General features: G+C 62.4%; 20 protein-coding genes and 1 tRNA gene. 1 reads left to right on the top strand and 20 read right to left on the bottom strand.

Going from position 1 to position 18,568, the window contains the following annotated elements; all coding sequences use genetic code 11:
• Positions 1 to 31: 31 nt before the first annotated feature.
• The 18 genes from nuoL to NMB43_RS14250 all read right to left on the bottom strand — a co-directional run bounded on the left by nuoL (position 32) and on the right by NMB43_RS14250 (position 17,125).
• The gene (gene nuoL / locus NMB43_RS14165; RefSeq protein WP_494352153.1) at positions 32 to 2,065 is read right to left on the bottom strand and encodes an NADH-quinone oxidoreductase subunit L; all 2,034 of its coding nucleotides are present in this window, start codon (positions 2,063 to 2,065) and stop codon (positions 32 to 34) included.
• A 23-nt stretch (positions 2,066 to 2,088) separates the two neighbouring features.
• Entirely contained in the window at positions 2,089 to 2,394 is a 306-nt protein-coding gene (nuoK, locus tag NMB43_RS14170; protein WP_494348809.1) for an NADH-quinone oxidoreductase subunit NuoK, read from the bottom strand.
• Positions 2,395 to 2,444: 50 nt separating this feature from the next.
• Positions 2,445 to 3,047, bottom strand: coding sequence for an NADH-quinone oxidoreductase subunit J (locus tag NMB43_RS14175; protein WP_494348810.1), 603 nt, complete (start codon positions 3,045 to 3,047; stop codon positions 2,445 to 2,447).
• Positions 3,048 to 3,085: 38 nt separating this feature from the next.
• Positions 3,086 to 3,574: an NADH-quinone oxidoreductase subunit NuoI gene (gene nuoI, locus NMB43_RS14180; RefSeq protein WP_494348811.1), complete on the bottom strand. Its 489-nt coding sequence runs from the start codon at positions 3,572 to 3,574 to the stop codon at positions 3,086 to 3,088.
• 3 nt (positions 3,575 to 3,577) lie between these two features.
• Positions 3,578 to 4,627: an NADH-quinone oxidoreductase subunit NuoH gene (gene nuoH, locus NMB43_RS14185; protein ID WP_494348812.1), complete on the bottom strand. Its 1,050-nt coding sequence runs from the start codon at positions 4,625 to 4,627 to the stop codon at positions 3,578 to 3,580.
• Entirely contained in the window at positions 4,627 to 6,966 is a 2,340-nt protein-coding gene (gene nuoG / locus NMB43_RS14190; protein ID WP_494348813.1) for an NADH-quinone oxidoreductase subunit NuoG, read from the bottom strand. The genes nuoH and nuoG overlap by 1 nt, the downstream gene beginning before the upstream one ends.
• Positions 6,967 to 6,972: 6 nt before the next feature.
• Positions 6,973 to 8,307 carry an NADH-quinone oxidoreductase subunit NuoF gene (nuoF, locus tag NMB43_RS14195; RefSeq protein ID WP_494348814.1) on the bottom strand — a complete coding sequence of 445 codons (1,335 nt, stop codon included), beginning with the start codon at positions 8,305 to 8,307 and terminating at the stop codon, positions 6,973 to 6,975.
• On the bottom strand, positions 8,304 to 8,780 hold the full coding sequence (nuoE, locus tag NMB43_RS14200) for an NADH-quinone oxidoreductase subunit NuoE (RefSeq protein ID WP_494348815.1): 477 nt from the start codon (positions 8,778 to 8,780) through the stop codon (positions 8,304 to 8,306). The genes nuoF and nuoE overlap by 4 nt, the downstream gene beginning before the upstream one ends.
• A 19-nt stretch (positions 8,781 to 8,799) precedes the next feature.
• Complete coding sequence (locus NMB43_RS14205; RefSeq protein WP_494348816.1) at positions 8,800 to 10,053, bottom strand: NADH-quinone oxidoreductase subunit D; 1,254 nt, start codon at positions 10,051 to 10,053, stop codon at positions 8,800 to 8,802.
• Positions 10,046 to 10,660 (bottom strand): NADH-quinone oxidoreductase subunit C, encoded by a 615-nt coding sequence (locus NMB43_RS14210; protein WP_494348817.1) that lies wholly within the window; start codon positions 10,658 to 10,660, stop codon positions 10,046 to 10,048. The genes NMB43_RS14205 and NMB43_RS14210 overlap by 8 nt, the downstream gene beginning before the upstream one ends.
• A gap of 8 nt (positions 10,661 to 10,668) precedes the next feature.
• The gene (locus tag NMB43_RS14215; protein WP_494348818.1) at positions 10,669 to 11,145 is read right to left on the bottom strand and encodes a NuoB/complex I 20 kDa subunit family protein; all 477 of its coding nucleotides are present in this window, start codon (positions 11,143 to 11,145) and stop codon (positions 10,669 to 10,671) included.
• A 42-nt stretch (positions 11,146 to 11,187) separates the two neighbouring features.
• Positions 11,188 to 11,562, bottom strand: a complete 375-nt coding sequence (locus tag NMB43_RS14220; RefSeq protein ID WP_494348819.1) for an NADH-quinone oxidoreductase subunit A — start codon at positions 11,560 to 11,562, stop codon at positions 11,188 to 11,190.
• A gap of 75 nt (positions 11,563 to 11,637) precedes the next feature.
• Positions 11,638 to 11,722 (bottom strand) — tRNA-Leu (locus tag NMB43_RS14225).
• Positions 11,723 to 11,781: 59 nt separating this feature from the next.
• On the bottom strand, positions 11,782 to 12,132 hold the full coding sequence (secG, locus tag NMB43_RS14230) for a preprotein translocase subunit SecG (protein ID WP_494348820.1): 351 nt from the start codon (positions 12,130 to 12,132) through the stop codon (positions 11,782 to 11,784).
• Between the two features lie 92 nt (positions 12,133 to 12,224).
• Entirely contained in the window at positions 12,225 to 13,577 is a 1,353-nt protein-coding gene (glmM, locus tag NMB43_RS14235; protein ID WP_494348821.1) for a phosphoglucosamine mutase, read from the bottom strand.
• A gap of 38 nt (positions 13,578 to 13,615) precedes the next feature.
• Complete coding sequence (gene folP / locus NMB43_RS14240; protein WP_494348822.1) at positions 13,616 to 14,443, bottom strand: dihydropteroate synthase; 828 nt, start codon at positions 14,441 to 14,443, stop codon at positions 13,616 to 13,618.
• A 64-nt stretch (positions 14,444 to 14,507) separates the two neighbouring features.
• On the bottom strand, positions 14,508 to 16,397 hold the full coding sequence (ftsH, locus tag NMB43_RS14245; RefSeq protein WP_494348823.1) for an ATP-dependent zinc metalloprotease FtsH: 1,890 nt from the start codon (positions 16,395 to 16,397) through the stop codon (positions 14,508 to 14,510).
• A gap of 107 nt (positions 16,398 to 16,504) precedes the next feature.
• Entirely contained in the window at positions 16,505 to 17,125 is a 621-nt protein-coding gene (locus tag NMB43_RS14250; RefSeq protein ID WP_494348824.1) for an RlmE family RNA methyltransferase, read from the bottom strand.
• 40 nt (positions 17,126 to 17,165) lie between these two features.
• Here NMB43_RS14250 and yhbY point away from each other — a divergent pair, with 40 nt between their 5' ends.
• Positions 17,166 to 17,594, top strand: a complete 429-nt coding sequence (yhbY, locus tag NMB43_RS14255) for a ribosome assembly RNA-binding protein YhbY (protein WP_494348825.1) — start codon at positions 17,166 to 17,168, stop codon at positions 17,592 to 17,594.
• 30 nt (positions 17,595 to 17,624) lie between these two features.
• On the opposite strand, the gene NMB43_RS14260 is transcribed toward yhbY, so the two are convergent.
• Together NMB43_RS14260 and greA are read right to left on the bottom strand one after the other, a co-directional pair.
• Positions 17,625 to 18,077 (bottom strand): DUF4149 domain-containing protein, encoded by a 453-nt coding sequence (locus NMB43_RS14260; RefSeq protein ID WP_494348826.1) that lies wholly within the window; start codon positions 18,075 to 18,077, stop codon positions 17,625 to 17,627.
• Positions 18,078 to 18,090: 13 nt separating this feature from the next.
• Positions 18,091 to 18,567 (bottom strand): transcription elongation factor GreA, encoded by a 477-nt coding sequence (gene greA / locus NMB43_RS14265; RefSeq protein WP_494348827.1) that lies wholly within the window; start codon positions 18,565 to 18,567, stop codon positions 18,091 to 18,093.
• Position 18,568: the final 1 nt, after the last annotated feature.

An 18,568-nucleotide genomic window follows, 5' to 3' on the forward strand; every position in this document is an offset into this window, starting at 1 on the left:
CGTTCTTGTCGATTCGCGTTGGTGATGAAGCTCAGCCCCCGAAGGCGCCCACACGCAGGTAGGGCCACCACAGCACAAGCAGGATCACGACCCCGGCAATGATGCCGAAGGCATACTGATAGACATAACCGCTCTGCACCAGGCGGACCAGGCGCGCCACCCAGCCCACCAGCGCCGCCGTGCCATTGACCGCCACCCCGTCGATGAGGGCCTGGTCGCCGGCCTTCCACAAGCCACGCCCCAGCAGGCGCGCGCCACCGGCGAACACCACCTCGTTGAAGCGGTCGAAGTAATACTTGTTGTCGAGCAGGGTGTACAGGAAGCCGAAGCGCTTCTGGATCGCCGCTGGAATGTCCGGGCGTTTGAGGTACAGCGCCCAAGCTGTGACTACACCGGCCAGTGCCAGCCAGAACGGCAGCGTAGCCAGACCGTGCACCGCCATGCCGGCCGGGCCATGGAAGTGCGCCGCCAGTTCGCCCAGCACGTCGTGCGACTCGGCCACGAAGATCACGCCATCGAACCAGTCGCCGAACAGCATCGGCTGGATCGTGAAATAGCCGACCAGCACCGAGGGAATAGCCAGCAGCACCAGAGGCAGCCACACGACCCACGGCGACTCATGCGGTTTCTGCCCCGGCGCCAGGCCATGGTGGTGATCCGAGGCCGGCTCTTCGTCATCGTGATCCTCATGGTGATCATGCGCGTGACCGAAGCGCTCCTCGCCGTGGAACACCATGAAGTACATGCGGAAGGAGTAGAAGGCGGTAACGAACACCCCCACGATCACGCAGAAGTAGGCATAACCGGAGCCCCAGACCTGCGAGGCATGCACCGCCTCAATGATGGAGTCCTTGGAATAGAAGCCGGCCAGGAAGGGCGTGCCGATCAGCGCAAGCGACCCGATCAGCGAAGTGATCCAGGTGATCTTCATGTACTTCCACAGGCCACCCATGTTGCGCATGTCCTGATCGTGATGCATGCCGATGATCACCGAACCTGCGCCCAGGAACAGCAGGGCCTTGAAGAATGCGTGTGTCATCAGGTGGAACACCGCAGCCGAGTAGGCCGAGGCGCCGAGGGCGACCGTCATGTAGCCCAGTTGCGACAGCGTGGAATAGGCCACCACGCGCTTGATGTCGTTCTGCACGATACCGAGGAAGCCCATGAACAGCGCGGTCGTGGCACCGATCACCATGACGAAGGACAGCGCGGTTTCGGACATCTCGAACAGCGGCGACATACGCGCCACCATGAAGATGCCGGCGGTCACCATGGTCGCGGCGTGAATCAGCGCGGAGATCGGCGTCGGGCCTTCCATCGAGTCCGGCAGCCACACATGCAGCGGCACCTGGGCCGACTTGCCCATCGCGCCGATGAACAGGCAGATGCAGATCGCCGTGACCAGCGGCCAGCCTGTGGCCGGCACGGTCAGGTTCATCAGCACCGGGATCGCGGCGAACACTTCGCGGTAGTTCAAGGAACCGGCGAAGGCTGCGATCAGGCCGATACCCAGCAGGAAACCGAAGTCGCCCACACGGTTGACCAGGAAGGCCTTGAGGTTGGCATACACCGCCGTCGGCCGCGTGTACCAGAAGCCGATCAGCAGGTAGGACACCAGGCCCACCGCTTCCCAGCCGAAGAACAACTGCAGGAAGTTGTTGCTCATCACAAGCATCAACATCGAGAAGGTGAACAGCGAGATGTAGCTGAAGAAGCGCTGATAGCCAGGATCATCCGCCATGTAGCCAACGGTGTAGAGGTGCACCATCAGGGACACGAAGGTCACCACCAGCATCATCATCACGGTCAGCGAGTCGATCAGGAAACCCACCTCGAAGCTGATGCCGCCACTGGTCGCCCAGGTATAGAGCGAGCCCTCGAAGGTGTTGCCGGCAGCCACATCCTGATAGATCACCACCGAGGCGATGAAGGCAATCGCCACCCCGAGAATGGTCACGACATGTGACAACGTGCGGCCGAGTAGCTTGCCAAACAAGCCGGCCAGGATGGCGCCGGCCAGAGGGGCCAGGGGCACGAGCAGGTAGAGTTTCTGCATGGAGCTCATGGTGGTGCTCATTGTTATGTGTCTCAGCCCTTCAGGCTGTCGAGATCATCCACGTGGATGGTGCGCAGGTTGCGGAACAGCGTCACCAGGATGGCCAAACCTATGGCTGACTCTGCCGCAGCGACGACCAGCGTGAAGAAGACGAAGATCTGGCCCGACGAGTCACCGAGGTAACGCGAGAAGGCCACGAAGTTCATGTTCACCGCGAGCAGCATCAGTTCGATCGCCATCAGCAGCACGATCAAGTTCTTCCGGTTCAGGAAGATGCCGACCACGCTGATCGCGAACAGGACAGCGCTCAGGATGAGGACGTGCGACAAAGGCAACATGAGTCTCTCCACAGGCCGGCACTCCGCCGGCCAGTCAAAATGCGTTGTGCTTATTCCTTCTCGACCGGCATGCTGACGACACGCATGCGGTCTTCCGCCTTGACCGCGACCTGCGCGGCCGGGTCGGCGTACTTGCTCCCTTCGCGCCGACGATGCGTCAGCGCCACGGCCGCGATCATCGCCACCAGCAGGATCAGCGAGGCCACTTCAAAGGGATAGGCGTAGTTCGTGAACAGTTCGCGTGCCAGTTCCTGGGTGTTGCTGGTGCCCGCAGGCGGCGCCACCGGCGCAGGCATGTTCTCCAGGTTGAAGTAGGGGCCTTTCAAGACTGCCACCATCTCCACGACCATGATGGAGGCCACCACCAGACCCACCGGCAGGTAGCGCCAGAAACCCTCGCGCACACGGTCGATGTTGATGTTCAGCATCATCACCACGAACAGGAACAGCACCATCACCGCACCGACGTAAATCAGCACGATCGCAATGGCGAGAAACTCCGCGTGCATCAGCATCCAGATGCAACCCGCGGTGAAGAAAGCCAGCACCAGGTGCAAGACGGCCGACACCGGGTTGCGCGAGGTAATCACGCGCAGGCCGGCATACACCAGGATCGCGGCGAAGGCGTAGAAGAGGTAGAGAGAGATGTCCATGTGGTCGTGGCAAACGGTCGCGTGACGGTCTGCGGCTCCTATCGGTATTGCGACTCGATTTCGCGGTCCTGGGCGATCTGCGCCTCGTAGCGGTCTCCCACGGCCAGCAGCATCTGCTTGGTGTAGTAGAGATCGCCACGCTTCTCGCCGTGGTACTCCAGCACGCGCGTCTCGACGATCGCATCCACCGGGCAGGCTTCTTCGCAGAAGCCGCAGAAGATGCACTTGGTCAGGTCGATGTCGTAGCGCGTGGTGCGGCGCGTACCGTCGTCACGCTGGTCAGACTCGATGGTGATCGCCATCGCCGGGCACACCGCCTCGCACAGTTTGCAGGCGATGCAGCGCTCTTCCCCGTTGGGATAGCGACGCAGCGCGTGCAGGCCGCGGAAGCGCGGGCTCTGCGGCGTCTTCTCCTCGGGGAACTGCACCGTGATCTTGCGCTGGAACATGTGACGCCCGGTCAGGGCCAACCCCTTGACCAGTTCCAGCAGGACGAGGCTGCCAAAGAATTGTTTCATTGCACCCATGGCTTACTTCCAGAGCGAAAGGGGCGACATGATCCAGACACCCGTGATGAGTACCCAGGCCAGACACAGGGGAATGAATACCTTCCAGCCCAGACGCATGATCTGGTCATAGCGGAAGCGCGGGAAGGTGGCTCGGAACCAGAGGAACAGGAACAGGACGAAACCGATCTTGGCGATCAACCACCACACGCCATCAGGCAGGAAGCCCACCGGCGACAGCCAACCGCCCAGGAAGAACACCGAGGTCAGGGCCGCCACCAGGAACATGTTGGCGTACTCGGCCAGGAAGAACAGCGCGAAGGCCATGCCCGAGTATTCGATCATGTGGCCGGCCACGATTTCCGATTCGCCTTCCACCACGTCGAAGGGCGCACGGTTCGTCTCGGCCACGCCGGAAATCAGGTACACCACGAACATCGGCAGCAGCGGCAGCCAGTTCCAGGACAGCACCGACACCCCATGCGACGCGGCCCAGCCCTCACCCTGCGAACGCACGATGTCGGACAGGTTCAGCGAGCCCGACACCATCAGCACACAGACCAGTGCGAAGCCCATGGCCAGTTCGTAGGACACCATCTGCGCCGCCGAGCGCAGTGCGCCGAGGAAGGCGTACTTCGAGTTCGAAGCCCAGCCCGCAATGATGACGCCATACACGCCCATGGACGTGATCGCCATCAGGTACAGGATGCCGGCATTGACGTCCGCCAGCACCAGCTCGGCCGAGAACGGCACCACCGCCCAGGCGGCCAGCGCCACCGCAAAGGCCATCATCGGACCAATCAGGAACAAGGCCGGATTGGCCCGCGCCGGGATGATGATTTCCTTGAACAGCAGCTTCAGGCCATCCGCAATGGGTTGCAGCAGGCCCAAGGGGCCGACGCGGTTGGGGCCGATGCGGACCTGGATCCAGCCGATGACCTTGCGCTCAGCCAGCGTCAGATAGGCCACGCCCACCATCAGCGGCGCCACGATGCAGATGATCTTGACGAGAGTCCAGACCACCGGCCACAGCGGGCCGAACAGGCTGGCGACGGGTTGCAGCAGTTGCTCCATCACACGCGCTCCAGGCTCAGTTCGGCAGACAGGCTGCCCAGGGCGGCCGTCGTGGCATGGGCGGCAGCCACACGCACGCAGCCATCCGGCACGCCGTCATCCCGCACCGTACGCAGCTCGACGCTACCCGCAGCCGACTTCACACGCAGAGTCGCGCCCGCCTCGACCGACAAACCGGCCAAGGTCCTGGCATTGACGCGTACGGTCGGCGCGGCGGCGTCGCGCGTGCGCTGCAGCGGCGCAGCGCGGCGCACCAGCGGATCGGCGAAATACAGCGGCACATCGGCGATGCGCTGCAGGCCGGCACTGGCCACATCCAAGGTCGGCAGCACGCCACTCACGGCGTTGTTCAGTTGCGCAGCCACGTCGCCCGACAAGGCTTCGTCGCGCACCACTTCGCTGGAGTCCTGTTCGAAGCCTTGCAGACCCAGCAGATTGCCCAGCACACGCAGCACCTTCCAGGCCGGGCGCGTCTCGCCCTGCGGCTTGGCCACGGCGACAAAGGATTGCACGCGGCCCTCGGCGTTGACGAAAGTGCCGGAAGTTTCGGTGAAGGGTGCGATCGGCAGCATGACATCGGCGTAGTCCGCCGCGTCGCCGGCAAAGCTGCCCATGTAGATGACGCTTCCTGCCTGCGCCAACACCGCCTTCGCGGCGGCACCTTGCGCCGTGTCCAGCGCGGGCTCCACGCCCAACAACAGATAGGCCTTGCGGGCATCCGACAGCGCTTGCGCCGCATTGGCGCCGCCCGCCTGCGGCAGCGCCTTGGCCAGATAACCGCCGACAGAGCCCGCAGCCTCGCCGGTCACACCCAGCGTCGCCCCAGCCAGACGCGCAATCTCCAGCGCCAGAACATGCAGCGAGGCATAGTTGGCGTGCTGAACAGCGTAGTTGCCCAGCAGAACTGCCCGCTTCTCGCCATTGAGCAAGCTGTCCGCGACAGCCTGCGCCTCAGCGGACGCCACCATCCCTTGGGTCACGCCCGCCAGGTCAGCCGCAATCGCCGAACCGGTCTTGCCCGCCAGCGCAACAACGATCTCGGCCAGCGACTTCACCAGTTGCGCCGGCGCCACGATCAGATCCGCCGCCAGCGGCAGCAGCCAGTCGTCCGCTGCCACATGTACACGGGCGACCTTGGTGTAGTTGCTGCGCACGGCGCGACGCAGGCGCTGGGCGATCAGCGGGTGATCCTTGCGCAGGAAGCTGCCGATCACCAGTGCTGAATCCAGGGTGGACAGCGCAGCCACCGGCAGCCCCAGCCAGGGCGCCCCCGCCAGCTTGCCATCCAGCGAGAAATCGCTCTGACGCAGGCGGAAATCAATGTTGTCGGAGCCCAGGCCACGCACCAGTTTCTGCGCGAGGTACATCTCCTCGACCGTACTGTGTGGCGACACCAGCGCGGCGATCTGCTCGGCGCCAAAATCCTTCTTGATGTCGGACAGCGTGCGCACGACGTAGTCCAGCGCGGTCTGCCAGTCGACCTTGTGCCACACGCCGCCATGCTTGATGCGTGGCTCGAGCAGGCGATCCTCGGCGTCCAGCCCTTCGTAGGAGAAGCGGTCCTTGTCGGACAGCCAGCACTCATTGATCTCTTCGTTCTCCAGCGGCAGCACGCGGAACACCTTGTCGTGCTTGACCTGGACGATCAGGTTGGAACCCAGGGAGTCGTGCGGGCTCACCGATTTGCGGCGCGCCATTTCCCAGGTGCGGGCGGCGAAGCGGAACGGCTTGGATGTCAGCGCACCGACCGGGCACAGGTCGATGCTGTTGCCGGACAGTTCGGAATCCACCGAACGGTCGACGAAGGCCATGATCTCGGAATGCTCGCCACGGTTGGCCATGCCCAGCTCCATGATGCCGGCAATTTCCTGACCGAAGCGCACACAGCGCGTGCAGTGGATGCAGCGCGTCATGTCGGTGTTGATCAGCGGGCCGAGGTTCTTGTTGAACACGACGCGCTTCTCTTCCTTGTAGCGCGAAGCTGCGCCGCCATAACCAACGGCCAGATCCTGCAACTGACATTCGCCACCCTGGTCGCAGATCGGACAATCCAGCGGGTGGTTGATGAGCAGGAACTCCATCACCGCCTTCTGCGCCTTGACGGCCTTCTCGGAGTGCGTGGACACCTTCATGCCCGGAGTGACCGGCGTGGCACAGGCCGGCAAAGCCTTCGGCGCCTTCTCCACTTCCACCAGGCACATGCGGCAGTTGGCCGCGATGGACAGCTTCTTGTGATAGCAGAAATGGGGAATGAAGGTACCCGCCTTGTTGGCAGCATCCATCACGGTGCTGCCGTCGGCCACCTCGACCTTTTTGCCGTCGATTTCGATCTCTAGCATCTGTGCTTAGCCCACGTAAATCTTGCTGCCTTCACGCTGCACGTCCACCGGGACGAGGCAACGCTTGTTGTCGATGTGGTACTGGAACTCGTCGCGGAAATGCTTGACGAAGCTACGCACCGGCATGGCGGCGGCATCACCCAGCGCACAGATCGTGCGACCCATGATGTTTTCCGCCACGTTGTCCAGCAAGTCCAAGTCTTCCGCCCTGCCCTCGCCATTTTCGATGCGATGCATCATGCGATAGAGCCAGCCTGTGCCCTCGCGGCAAGGTGTGCATTGGCCGCAGGACTCCTCGTGATAGAAGTAGGACAGACGCTCCAGCGCCTTGACCATGCAGGTCGTCTCGTCCATCACGATCACCGCGCCCGAACCCAGCATGGAGCCGGCCTTGGCGATGGCGTCATAGTCCATGGTCAGGTCCATCATGACGCTGGCCGGCAACACCGGCGCCGACGAACCGCCGGGGATCACCGCCTTGAGCTTGCGTCCGCCACGCATGCCGCCCGCCATTTCAAGCAACACCGAGAACGGCGTACCGAGGGGAATCTCGTAGTTGCCGGGCTTGTTGACGTGGCCCGACACCGAGAACAGCTTCATGCCACCGTTGTTGGGCTTGCCTAGACCGAGGAAGTCGTCGCCACCATTGCGGATGATGTAGGGCACCGAAGCAAAGGTCTCGGTGTTGTTGATTGTGGTCGGCTTGCCATAGAGACCGAAGCTGGCCGGGAACGGCGGCTTGAAACGCGGCTGCCCCTTCTTGCCTTCCAGCGATTCCAGCAGGCCGGTTTCTTCGCCGCAGATGTAGGCGCCGTAACCATGGTGCGCGAACAGGTCGAAGTTGAAGCCAGAGCCCAGGATGTTCTGCCCCAGGAAGCCCGCAGCGCGTGCTTCGTCCAGAGCCTCCTCGAAACGTTGATAAACCTCGAAGATTTCGCCGTGGATGTAGTTGTAGCCCGCCGCGCAGCCCATCGCATAGCCTGCGATGATCATGCCCTCGATGACCGTGTGCGGGTTGTAGCGCAGGATGTCGCGGTCCTTGAACGTACCCGGCTCGCCTTCGTCCGAATTGCAGACAACGTATTTGTTGCCCGGGAAGGAGCGCGGCATGAAACTCCACTTCAGGCCGGTCGGGAAACCCGCGCCACCACGACCGCGCAGTGCGCTCTTCTTGAGCTCGGCGATGATGTCTTCCGGCGTGATCTTGTCGCGCAGGATCTTCTTCAGCGCTTCGTAACCGCCACGCTGCACGTAGTCGGCCAGACGCCAACTGTTCTCGCCGGCCTTGCCGTCGAGGACGATGCCGTAGCCCGAAGGCAGTGCTGCCGTGTTCTCGCTCATTTCGACAGCTCCTCGATCATGGCGTCGATCTTCGCGCGGTCCATCTTGCAGCACATGCGGTGGTTGTTATCGAGAATGACAGGCGCATCACCGCAGGCACCCATGCACTCGCCTTCCTTGAGCGTGAACTTGCCGTCGGCGGTCGTCTCGTTGAAGCCGATGCCCAGCTTCTCCTGCAGATACTCCGCCGCTTCGACGCCGCCAGACAGCGCACAGGGCAGGTTCGTGCACACGGTGAGCTTGTGGCGACCGACCGGATGCAGGTCGTACATGTTGTAGAAGCTCGCCACTTCATAGGCAGCCATCGGCGGCATGCCCAGGTAGTTGGCCACGAACTCGATGGTCTCGTTGGCCAGCCAGCCCTTCTCAACCTGCGCGATACGCAGGGCGGACATGACGGCCGACTGCTTCTGGTCCGCCGGATACTTGGCGACTTCGCGATCGATCTGTTTGAGGGATTCAGCGCTCAGCATTTTTCAGGTCCTGGACGTGTCAGCGATCGATTTCGCCAAACACGATATCCATCGTTCCAATAATCGCGACGACGTCGGCAATCATGTGGCCCTTTGCCAACTCGTCCATCGCTGCGAGGTGTGCAAAGCCGGGGGCACGCAGCTTCAGACGATAGGGTTTGTTGGCACCGTCCGAAATCGCATACACGCCGAACTCACCCTTGGGGTGTTCGACGGCGGCGTAGGCCTCGCCTTCCGGCACATGGATACCTTCAGTGAAGAGCTTGAAATGATGGATCAGCTCTTCCATGTTTTCCTTCATCTTGGCGCGCGAGGGCGGCGCAACCTTGTGGTTGTCGGTGATGACCGGGCCCGGATTCTGGCGCAGCCATTCGATGCACTGGCGAATGATGCGATTGCTCTGGCGCATCTCCTCCATGCGCACCAGATAACGGTCGTAGCAATCGCCGGTCACGCCGACAGGCACGTCGAAGTCGACTTTGTCGTATGCCGCGTAGGGTTGCTTCTTACGCAAATCCCATTCCACTCCAGAACCGCGCAGCATCGCGCCGGTGAAGCCCAAGGCCTTGGCGCGCTCGGGGGTCACCACACCGATGCCGACGGTACGCTGCTTCCAGATGCGGTTGTCGGTCAGCAGCGTGTGGTATTCGTCGATGTAGGTCGGGAAGCGATTCGTGAAGTCTTCCAGGAAGTCCAGCAGGGAGCCTTCGCGCGCGGCGTTCAGCTTCTTGACCGTAGCCGCGTCCTTGAACTTGTTCACCTCGTACTTGGGCATCGCGTCCGGAAGGTCGCGGTACACACCGCCCGGCCGATAGTAGGCCGCATGCATGCGCGCGCCGGACACGGCTTCGTACACATCCATGAGGTCTTCACGCTCACGGAAGGTGTACAGCACCATCGTCATGGCGCCGATGTCCAACGCATGCGTGCCGATGTTCAGCAGGTGGTTCAGGATGCGTGTGATCTCGTCGAACATGGTGCGGATGTACAGCGCACGCTCCGGCACTTGCAGGCCCAGCAACTTCTCGATGGCCATGCAGTAGGCATGCTCGTTGCACATCATCGACACGTAGTCGAGGCGGTCCATGTACGGCACGGACTGGATCCAGGTACGCGTTTCGGCCAGCTTCTCGGTACCCCGATGCAGCAGGCCGATGTGCGGGTCGGCGCGCTCGACGACTTCGCCGTCCAGTTCCAGCACCAGGCGCAGCACGCCGTGCGCGGCCGGGTGTTGCGGGCCGAAGTTGACGGTGTAATTACGAATCTCAGCCATGGCCTACATCCCCGTAGCTCTTCTCGCGCACGATGCGCGGCGTCACTTCGCGCGGCTCGATGCTGACCGGCTGATAGATGACACGCCCCTGCTCGGGGTCGTAACGCATTTCCATGAAACCGGACACCGGGAAGTCCTTGCGGAACGGGTGGCCGATGAAACCGTAGTCGGTGAGGATGCGGCGCAGATCAGGGTGACCGGCGAACATGATGCCGAAAAGGTCGAAGGCTTCACGCTCGTACCAATTGGCCGAAGGCCACACGGCCTCCACCGAAGGCAGCACCGGGAAGGCGTCGTCCTCGCAGAACACGCGCAGGCGCAGGCGCCAGTTATGGCTAACGGACAGCAGGTGTAGCACTGCAGCGTAGCGGGCCGCACGAGGTTTGTCCCCCGCATAGGTGGCATAGTCCACGCCCGACAAGTCGATCAATTGCTCGAATCGCAGATCGGAATGGCTGCGCAAGGCTTCCGACACAGCGAGGTAATCAGCGGCGGCGACCTCCAGTGTCACTTCGCCGAGGTCGATCACCAGCGAACGCACAGAGTCCGCCAGCACGGTCTGGATCGCGGCGACAAGCCGTTCAATCCGGGTTGAACTCATGGTCATGGCTTGTCTTACCGCGCGATCGTGTTGGTTTTGCGAATCTTGTTCTGGAGCTGGATGATGCCGTAGAGCAAGGCTTCAGCGGTCGGCGGACAGCCGGGCACGTAGACGTCGACTGGAACGATGCGATCGCAGCCGCGTACCACCGAATAGGAGTAGTGATAGTAGCCCCCGCCGTTGGCGCAGGAGCCCATGGAGATGACCCAGCGCGGCTCAGCCATCTGGTCATAGACCTTGCGCAGAGCAGGCGCCATCTTGTTGCACAGCGTACCTGCAACGATCATCAGGTCGGACTGGCGCGGACTAGGACGGAACACCACACCAAAACGATCCAGGTCATAGCGCGAACAGCCGGCGTGGATCATCTCCACGGCACAGCACGCAAGCCCAAATGTCATCGGCCACAGAGAACCCGTGCGGGTCCAGTTGATGACCGTATCGAGGGAGGTCGTAACGAACCCCTCGCGAAAAACGCCTTCAATACTCACAGGCTCAACCCCTGCTTGCAATCTTCCGGGCACGAGGCCCGTTTATTCCCAGTCGAGCGCGCCTTTCTTCCAAACGTAGACGTAACCAATGACCAGGATGCCGAGAAATACAAACATTTCGAAGAAACCGAACAGACGCACATCGGGCGCAGCGGCGATTTCCTTCAGGATGGAGGCCCAGGGCAGCAGGAACGCCACCTCGAGATCAAAGAGGATGAAGAGGATTGCGATCAGGTAGTAGCGCACATCGAAGCGCATGCGTGCATCTTCGAAGGGCTCGAATCCACATTCATAAGGGGAGAGTTTTTCGGCATCCGGCTTGTGGGGGCCAAGCACACTGCCGAGGACAATGGGAGCAACGCCGATAGCCAGACCTACCAGGATAAACAGCAAAACCGGGAAGTAGCTCTCAAGCATGTTGGTCACCACATGTTCGGGACTAGGGGCTTACGAAAACGCCCTTGTGGGGCGCTTCGTTTTTTTATGTATTCATGGTGCCGACGATGAGACTCGAACTCATACGGCTTGCGCCACCACCCCCTCAAGATGGCGTGTCTACCAATTTCACCACGTCGGCACGCTCAAAGCGGCGTGATTATACCCGGCGCCAGTATTGACGCCAAGCAAAGACAGGACTTACTTCGGAATCTCGACCGGCGCCGAGGCTGCTGCCGGTGCAGGAGCCGCCACCGGGGCGGACTGCGATTCGACTCCCTCCATGATGCTGCGCGGCACGGAGGTCTCGCGGTTGCCCGCAAGGAAGGTAAGAGCCAGACTTGTGAGGAAGAAACCGGTGGCGAGAACCGCCGTCGTGCGACTGAGGAAGTTCGCCGAACCGGTTGCACCGAACAGACTGCCGGATGCGCCGCTGCCAAATGCAGCCCCCATGTCGGCACCCTTGCCGTGCTGAAGGAGCACGAAAACGATCACGGCGAGGCCGACGAGGATGTGCAGGACGAGAATGAGGCTGAACCAGAAACCGCTCATGGCGCGAGGTCTGTTCCGAATAATCAAAAGAGGCGAGAGTATAGCCGGCGATTCGGCGATGATCAAGAAACCCTTACTTGCCTCTCATCCGCTTACTCGAAAGCCTTGGCCACGGTGTCGGCAATGCTCCGCGCCAGGCGTTCGACCTGGGCCGCATCCGCCCCCTCCACCATGACTCGCAACAGAGGCTCGGTCCCGGAAGGACGTAGCAGCACGCGGCCGCTCTCGCCCAGCTCACGCTCTGCAGCAAGGCGCGCGCCCGCGATGCTGGCGTCACCCGCCCAGTCAAAACCGGCTGGCATGCGCACGTTGATCAGTTTTTGCGGATAGAAGACCAAGGATTCGCAGGCCTGCGCCAGGCCGCGCCCGCTCTGGCGCAGGGCGGACAGCACCTGCAAGGCCGAGATGATGCCGTCGCCTGTGGTGTGATAGTCGAGGCAGATCACATGGCCGGAGTTCTCGCCTCCGAGGCGACAACCGTTTTCCAGCATCATCTCCAGCACGTAGCGATCGCCCACCTTGGCGCGGTGGAACGGCACGCCAAGCTTGCGGATGGCGTGCTCGAACCCCAGATTGCTCATCAAGGTCCCAACCACGCCATTCAGTTGCCCTCGCGCCTGGTGGGCGCAGGCAATCACGTAGAGCAACTTGTCGCCGTCGTAGATCTCACCCTGACGGTCGCACATCATGACGCGATCGGCGTCGCCGTCCAGCGAAATGCCGATGTCGGCACCATGCTTGAGCACGGCCGCGCGCAAGTTGGCCGGCACCGTGGCGCCAACTCCATCGTTGATGTTCAGGCCGTTGGGCTCGACACCAACCGAGACCACCTCGGCGCCCAGTTCGTGAAATACCTTGGGCGCGATGTGGTAAGCGGCGCCGTTGGCGCAATCCAGCGCGATCTTCATGCCGCGCAGGTCGAGGTCGTTCGGGAAGGAGCTCTTGCAGAACTCGATGTAGCGTCCGGCGGCATCATCAATGCGCCGTGCCCGCCCGAGATTGGCCGAGTCGACACAACCCATCGGTTCATCGACATGCGCCTCGATCTCCTTCTCCACCGCGTCGGGCAGCTTAGCCCCGCCAGCCGAGAAGAACTTGATGCCATTGTCGTAGTAGGGGTTGTGCGAGGCCGAAATCACCACGCCAGCCTGCAAGCGCAAAGCCCGGGTCAGGTAGGCGACGGCCGGTGTCGGGATCGGACCCGCCAGGATCACGTCCACCCCCGCCGCGGCGAGGCCCGCCTCCAGCGCAGCTTCCAGCATGTAGCCGGAAATCCGTGTGTCCTTGCCGATCAGCACGGCCGGGTGATCGCCAGGGCGCAAGCGCTCACGTGCAACCAGAGCCTTGCCCGCAGCGTAGCCGAGGCGCATCACGAAATCGGGGGTGATCGGCGCTTCCCCCACCCGCCCGCGCACGCCATCGGTTCCAAAATACTTGCGCCCCATCTTCTCTTTCTCCAGTGTGCCGTGCCGCAAGGCAGGGTCTATTGTTCGATCGCGTCCAGCACGGCCAGCACGTCCCGCGTCGCCGCGACATCATGCACGCGCAAGATGGCGGCGCCACGTTGTGCCGCCAACAAGGCCGCCGCTGTGCTGGCCACCAAGCGATCATCCACAGCACGTCCGACGATCTGACCCAACATGGACTTGCGCGAGACGCCGACCAGGACGGGCAAGCGGGCGCCCAGCCTCGGCAGGGCGCGGAACAATTCAAGGTTGTGCTCCAGGGTCTTGCCAAAGCCAAAGCCTGGATCGAGGAGTATCTGCTCCTCCCCCACTCCCACTGCCATGAGCGCAGCCGCGCGCTCAGCCAGGAAAGCCTCTACCTCACTCACCACATCGGCGTACTGCGGCGCGGCCTGCATGGTACGCGGCTCCCCCTGCATGTGCATCAGGCATACCCCGAGGTCCGTTCCGGCCACCGCATCCAGGGCGCCGGGAGCACGCAGGGCCTGGATGTCGTTGATGATGTCGCAGCCCGCCGCGATGGCGGCACGCATGACCTCCGGCTTCATGGTGTCCACAGACAGCGGCACGCCCAATCCCTGCAAGCGCTCGACGACCGGCACGACACGCGCGAGTTCTTCTTCAACGGACACCGGCGCCGCCCCTGGGCGCGTGGACTCACCACCAATGTCGAGCATGTCGGCGCCCTGCTCGATCGCCTGTTCTGCCAGGGCCGACACCTCATCCAGCGAGGCCGTCATCCGCCCGTCGCCCGAGAAGGAATCGGGTGTGACATTGAGGATGGCCATGATCAGAGGCCGTTCCAGCGCAAGCCTGAAACGACCGCACTGAAAGTAGCGCGTCATGCGGGGGCTCCAGAAACGAAAAGGGCCGACGGCTGAGCGTCGGCCCGGGAGGCAAGGCAAAAGGTCAAGCAGCAGGCGCTGGCGCGGCAGGCGCAGCGCCCGGCGTACCGCCATCCGGGCGGTCTCCGAGCGGAGCCTGATAGCTCTTGGGCGCACGCGGCGGCAGGCCGGCCATGATGTCCTTGATCTGGTCTGAGTCGATGGTTTCCCATTCCAGCAGCGCGGAAGTCATGGCCTCGACCTTGTCGCGGTTTTCTTCCAGCAGGCGGCGGGCCAATCCGTACTGCTCGTCGATGATGCGACGGATTTCCGCATCCACCTTCTGCAGCGTAGCCTCGGACACATTCTTGTGCGTGGTGACCGAGCGGCCAAGGAAGACTTCGCCTTCATTCTCTGCGTAAACCATCGGCCCCAGGGTCTCGGACATGCCGTAGCGGGTCACCATGTCGCGCGCGATTGCGGTGGCGCGTTCGAAATCGTTCGACGCACCCGTCGACACCTTGCCAACGAACAACTCTTCCGCAACACGACCGCCAAACAGCATGCTGATCTGGGCCAGCATCTGGTCCTGGTACAGGCTGAAGCGATCCTTTTCCGGCAACTGCCAGGTCACACCCAGCGCGCGACCACGCGGGATGACCGTGACCTTGTGCACCGGGTCGCAGCCGGGCAAGAGGGAGCCGATGATGGCGTGGCCCGACTCGTGATAGGCGGTCGCCTTCTTCTCTTCCGGCAGGATCACCATGGACTTGCGCTCGGCCCCCATGAAGATCTTGTCCTTGGCGCGCTCGAAGTCATCCATGTCGACCAGGCGCTTGTTGCTACGCGCCGCGAACAAGGCCGCCTCGTTCACCAGGTTGGCCAGATCCGCGCCGGCCATGCCGGGGGTGCCACGGGCCAGCACCGAGGGATCGACGTCCGGCGCCACCGGCACCTTGCGCATGTGCACCTTGAGAATCTGTTCGCGGCCACGGATGTCGGGCAGCGGTACCGTCACCTGGCGGTCGAAGCGGCCCGGGCGCAGCAACGCCGGGTCCAGCACATCAGGCCGGTTGGTCGCCGCGATCACGATCACGCCGGTCTGGCCTTCGAAGCCGTCCATTTCGACCAGCAACTGGTTCAGAGTCTGTTCGCGCTCATCATTGCCGCCACCCAGGCCTGCCCCACGCTGACGACCGACGGCGTCAATTTCGTCGATGAAGATGATGCAAGGCGCATGCTTCTTGGCGTTCTCGAACATGTCGCGCACGCGGGCCGCACCCACGCCGACGAACATTTCGACGAAGTCGGAACCGGAGATGCTGAAGAAGGGCACCTTGGCTTCGCCAGCGATGGCCTTGGCCAGCAAGGTCTTACCGGTACCCGGAGAGCCGACCATCAGCACGCCCTTCGGGATGCGGCCACCGAGTTTCTGGAACTTGGAGGGGTCGCGCAGGAAGTCGACGAGTTCGCCCACCTCCTCCTTGGCTTCGTCGCAGCCCGCGACGTCGGCGAAGGTGATCGAGTTGGCCGATTCATCAAGCATGCGCGCCTTGCTCTTGCCGAACGAGAACGCGCCGCCGCGCCCGCCGCCTTGCATCTGGCGCATGAAGAAGATCCACACGCCGATCAGCAACAGCATCGGGAACCAGGAGACGAAGATGCTCATCCACACGGACTGCTCTTCATCCGGCTTGGCCGCCGTCACCTTGACGCCGTAGCGCATCAGGTCGCTGACCATCCACAGGTCGTTCGGCGTATAGACGACGATGGCGCGCCCTTCCTGCGTCACGGCGCGGACCTGCCGGCCATCCACAGTGGCCTTGGCAATGTTGCCCGCCTTGGCTTCCTCCAGGAACTCGGAGTACTCCATGGTGTTGGCCGTCGTCTGGCGACTGTTGAACTGGTTGAAGACGGTCATCAGCACGACGCCGATCACCAACCAGATTGCAAGATTCTTGACGAGATTATTCAAGGGGGCTCCCGATTACACAGGCTGACTTGGCGCCTGAAACGCCAAGCTGTGACAAATTCTATGCTGCTTCGTTCCAGCGTCGCAATTAAGCTAGGCTATTTAGCCGATCAGGCCCGACGGTCGCGGCCCAGCAGGTACACCTCCGCACTACGGTCCCGCGAGGCTTCCGGCTTGCGCACCTGCACGCTGGCGAACAAACGCCCCATGGCGGCACGGTAGGCATCAAAGCCCGAGCCTTGGAAAACCTTGATCAGCATGGCGCCGCCGGGGCGCAGATGATGTTCGGCAAAATCCAGAGCCAGTTCGGCCAGGTAATACATACGCCCCTGATCGCTGACGGCGATACCCGAGATATTGGGGGCCATATCGGACAATACAAGGTCCACCTCACGCCCTTCCAGCCTGGACACGAATTCTTGCAGGACGGACTCCTCCTGAAAGTCGCCCTGCAGGAAATCCACGCCGGGAATAGGGTCCATCGGAAGAAGGTCCATGGCCAGCAGCTTGCCATTAGGCAGAACCCGCTTCGCCACCACCTGGGACCAGGAGCCTGGAGCCGATCCCAACTCGGCCACGACCAGGCCGGGCTTGAGCAACTTGTCCTTGTTGTCGATCTCGATCAGCTTGAATGCCGCTCGCGAGCGCCAGCCTTCAGCCTGGGCACGCTGCACCCAGGGGTCGTTCACATGCTCCAACATCCAACCTTTGCTGGTCTTGCTACGCTTCATCGAACTAAAATCCGCTTTTGACTGAATCGAAACACAATAAATGACCTCATTGACCCCGGCTCAGCGCCGCGAACTGCGCGCCAAGGCCCATCATCTCAATCCCGTCGTCAGCATCTCGGAGAATGGCCTGACCGCTTCCGTGATGAAGGAGATCGACGTTTCGCTGAAGGCGCACGAACTCATCAAGATTCGTGTTTACGGCGACAACCGGGAGCAACGCGAGGCCTTCCTGCAGGAAATCTGCAGTGAGCTGGGCTGCGCTGCCGTGCAAAGCATCGGCAAGCTGCTGGTGGTATTCCGCCCGGCGCCGGAGGACAAGTCCGCTCCCGCCAAGGCAGCCAAAACCAGCGCCACACGCCCTGGCCGCCCGACCACCAAGGCTCCGCCGCGCGCCAAGATGGCCGGTGTCTCACAACGTCTGCGCAAGCCCCCAAAAGGCAGCTCGCGACCAAAGAAGAGCTCGGCGTAAGTATTCTCAAGAGGGGCGCGCAAGCGCCCCTCAGCGTTTGAAGACCTGGGTGACCAGGGCCACGCCCAGCACGCTCTGCACCAGGTACAGCACGCTCGAAATACCGTGCCAGGCCAGGAAGCGGTCGCGCAGCACGCTGGCCATCATCTCGCGCGCCATGTCGGCGCGCAGCTTGGCCATCAACGGCTGGATCCCGAAATGGCCTGCCAGGGTCAGTAGCAGCATGATCAACAGCAGCCAGAAGGCAGCCTGCTTGAAGCTTGCTGAGCCGTTGCGGAAGAACAGGAAGATCATCGCGTAGATCGCGGCGACGATACCGATCCAGGCAATGATGTCGAACTGCCGCCCGGCGATGTCGCCAGCCAGGGACCGATCCGCCAGGCTGTTGAACAGCACCGGCGCCGAAACGTAGCCCAAGGCCCACAATCCGCCGACCCACAGGGTCAGCAGAATCACGAACAGGTAATCAGCAAGGCGGCTCATGCGGGACTAAGGCTCAGATGTACTTGACGTCCAGCACCTCGTACTCGCGCACGCCGCCCGGCGCCTGCACCTCGGCCACGTCACCGGCGTACTTGCCGATCAGGGCACGTGCGATCGGCGAGGAGATCGAAATCTTGCCGGCCTTCAGGTCGGCCTCATCATCGCCCACGATCTGGTAGGTGACAGCGCTGCCGGCCTCCAGGTCTTCGAGCTCGACGGTCGCACCGAACACGATGCGGCCATCGGCATCCAGCAGTTGAGGATCGATGATCTGCGCCGAGGACAGCTTGCCTTCGACCTCCTTGATACGCCCTTCGATGAAACCCTGGCGCTCCTTGGCGGCATCGTACTCGGCATTTTCCGACAGGTCGCCGTGCGAGCGCGCCTCGGCGATCGCTTCGATCACGCGCGGACGCTCGACGGTCTTGAGTTGATGCAGTTCGGCGCGCAGCATTTCGGCGCCCTTTACGGTCAGTGGAACCTTGTTCATG

Source organism: Uliginosibacterium sangjuense (assembly GCF_059132465.1).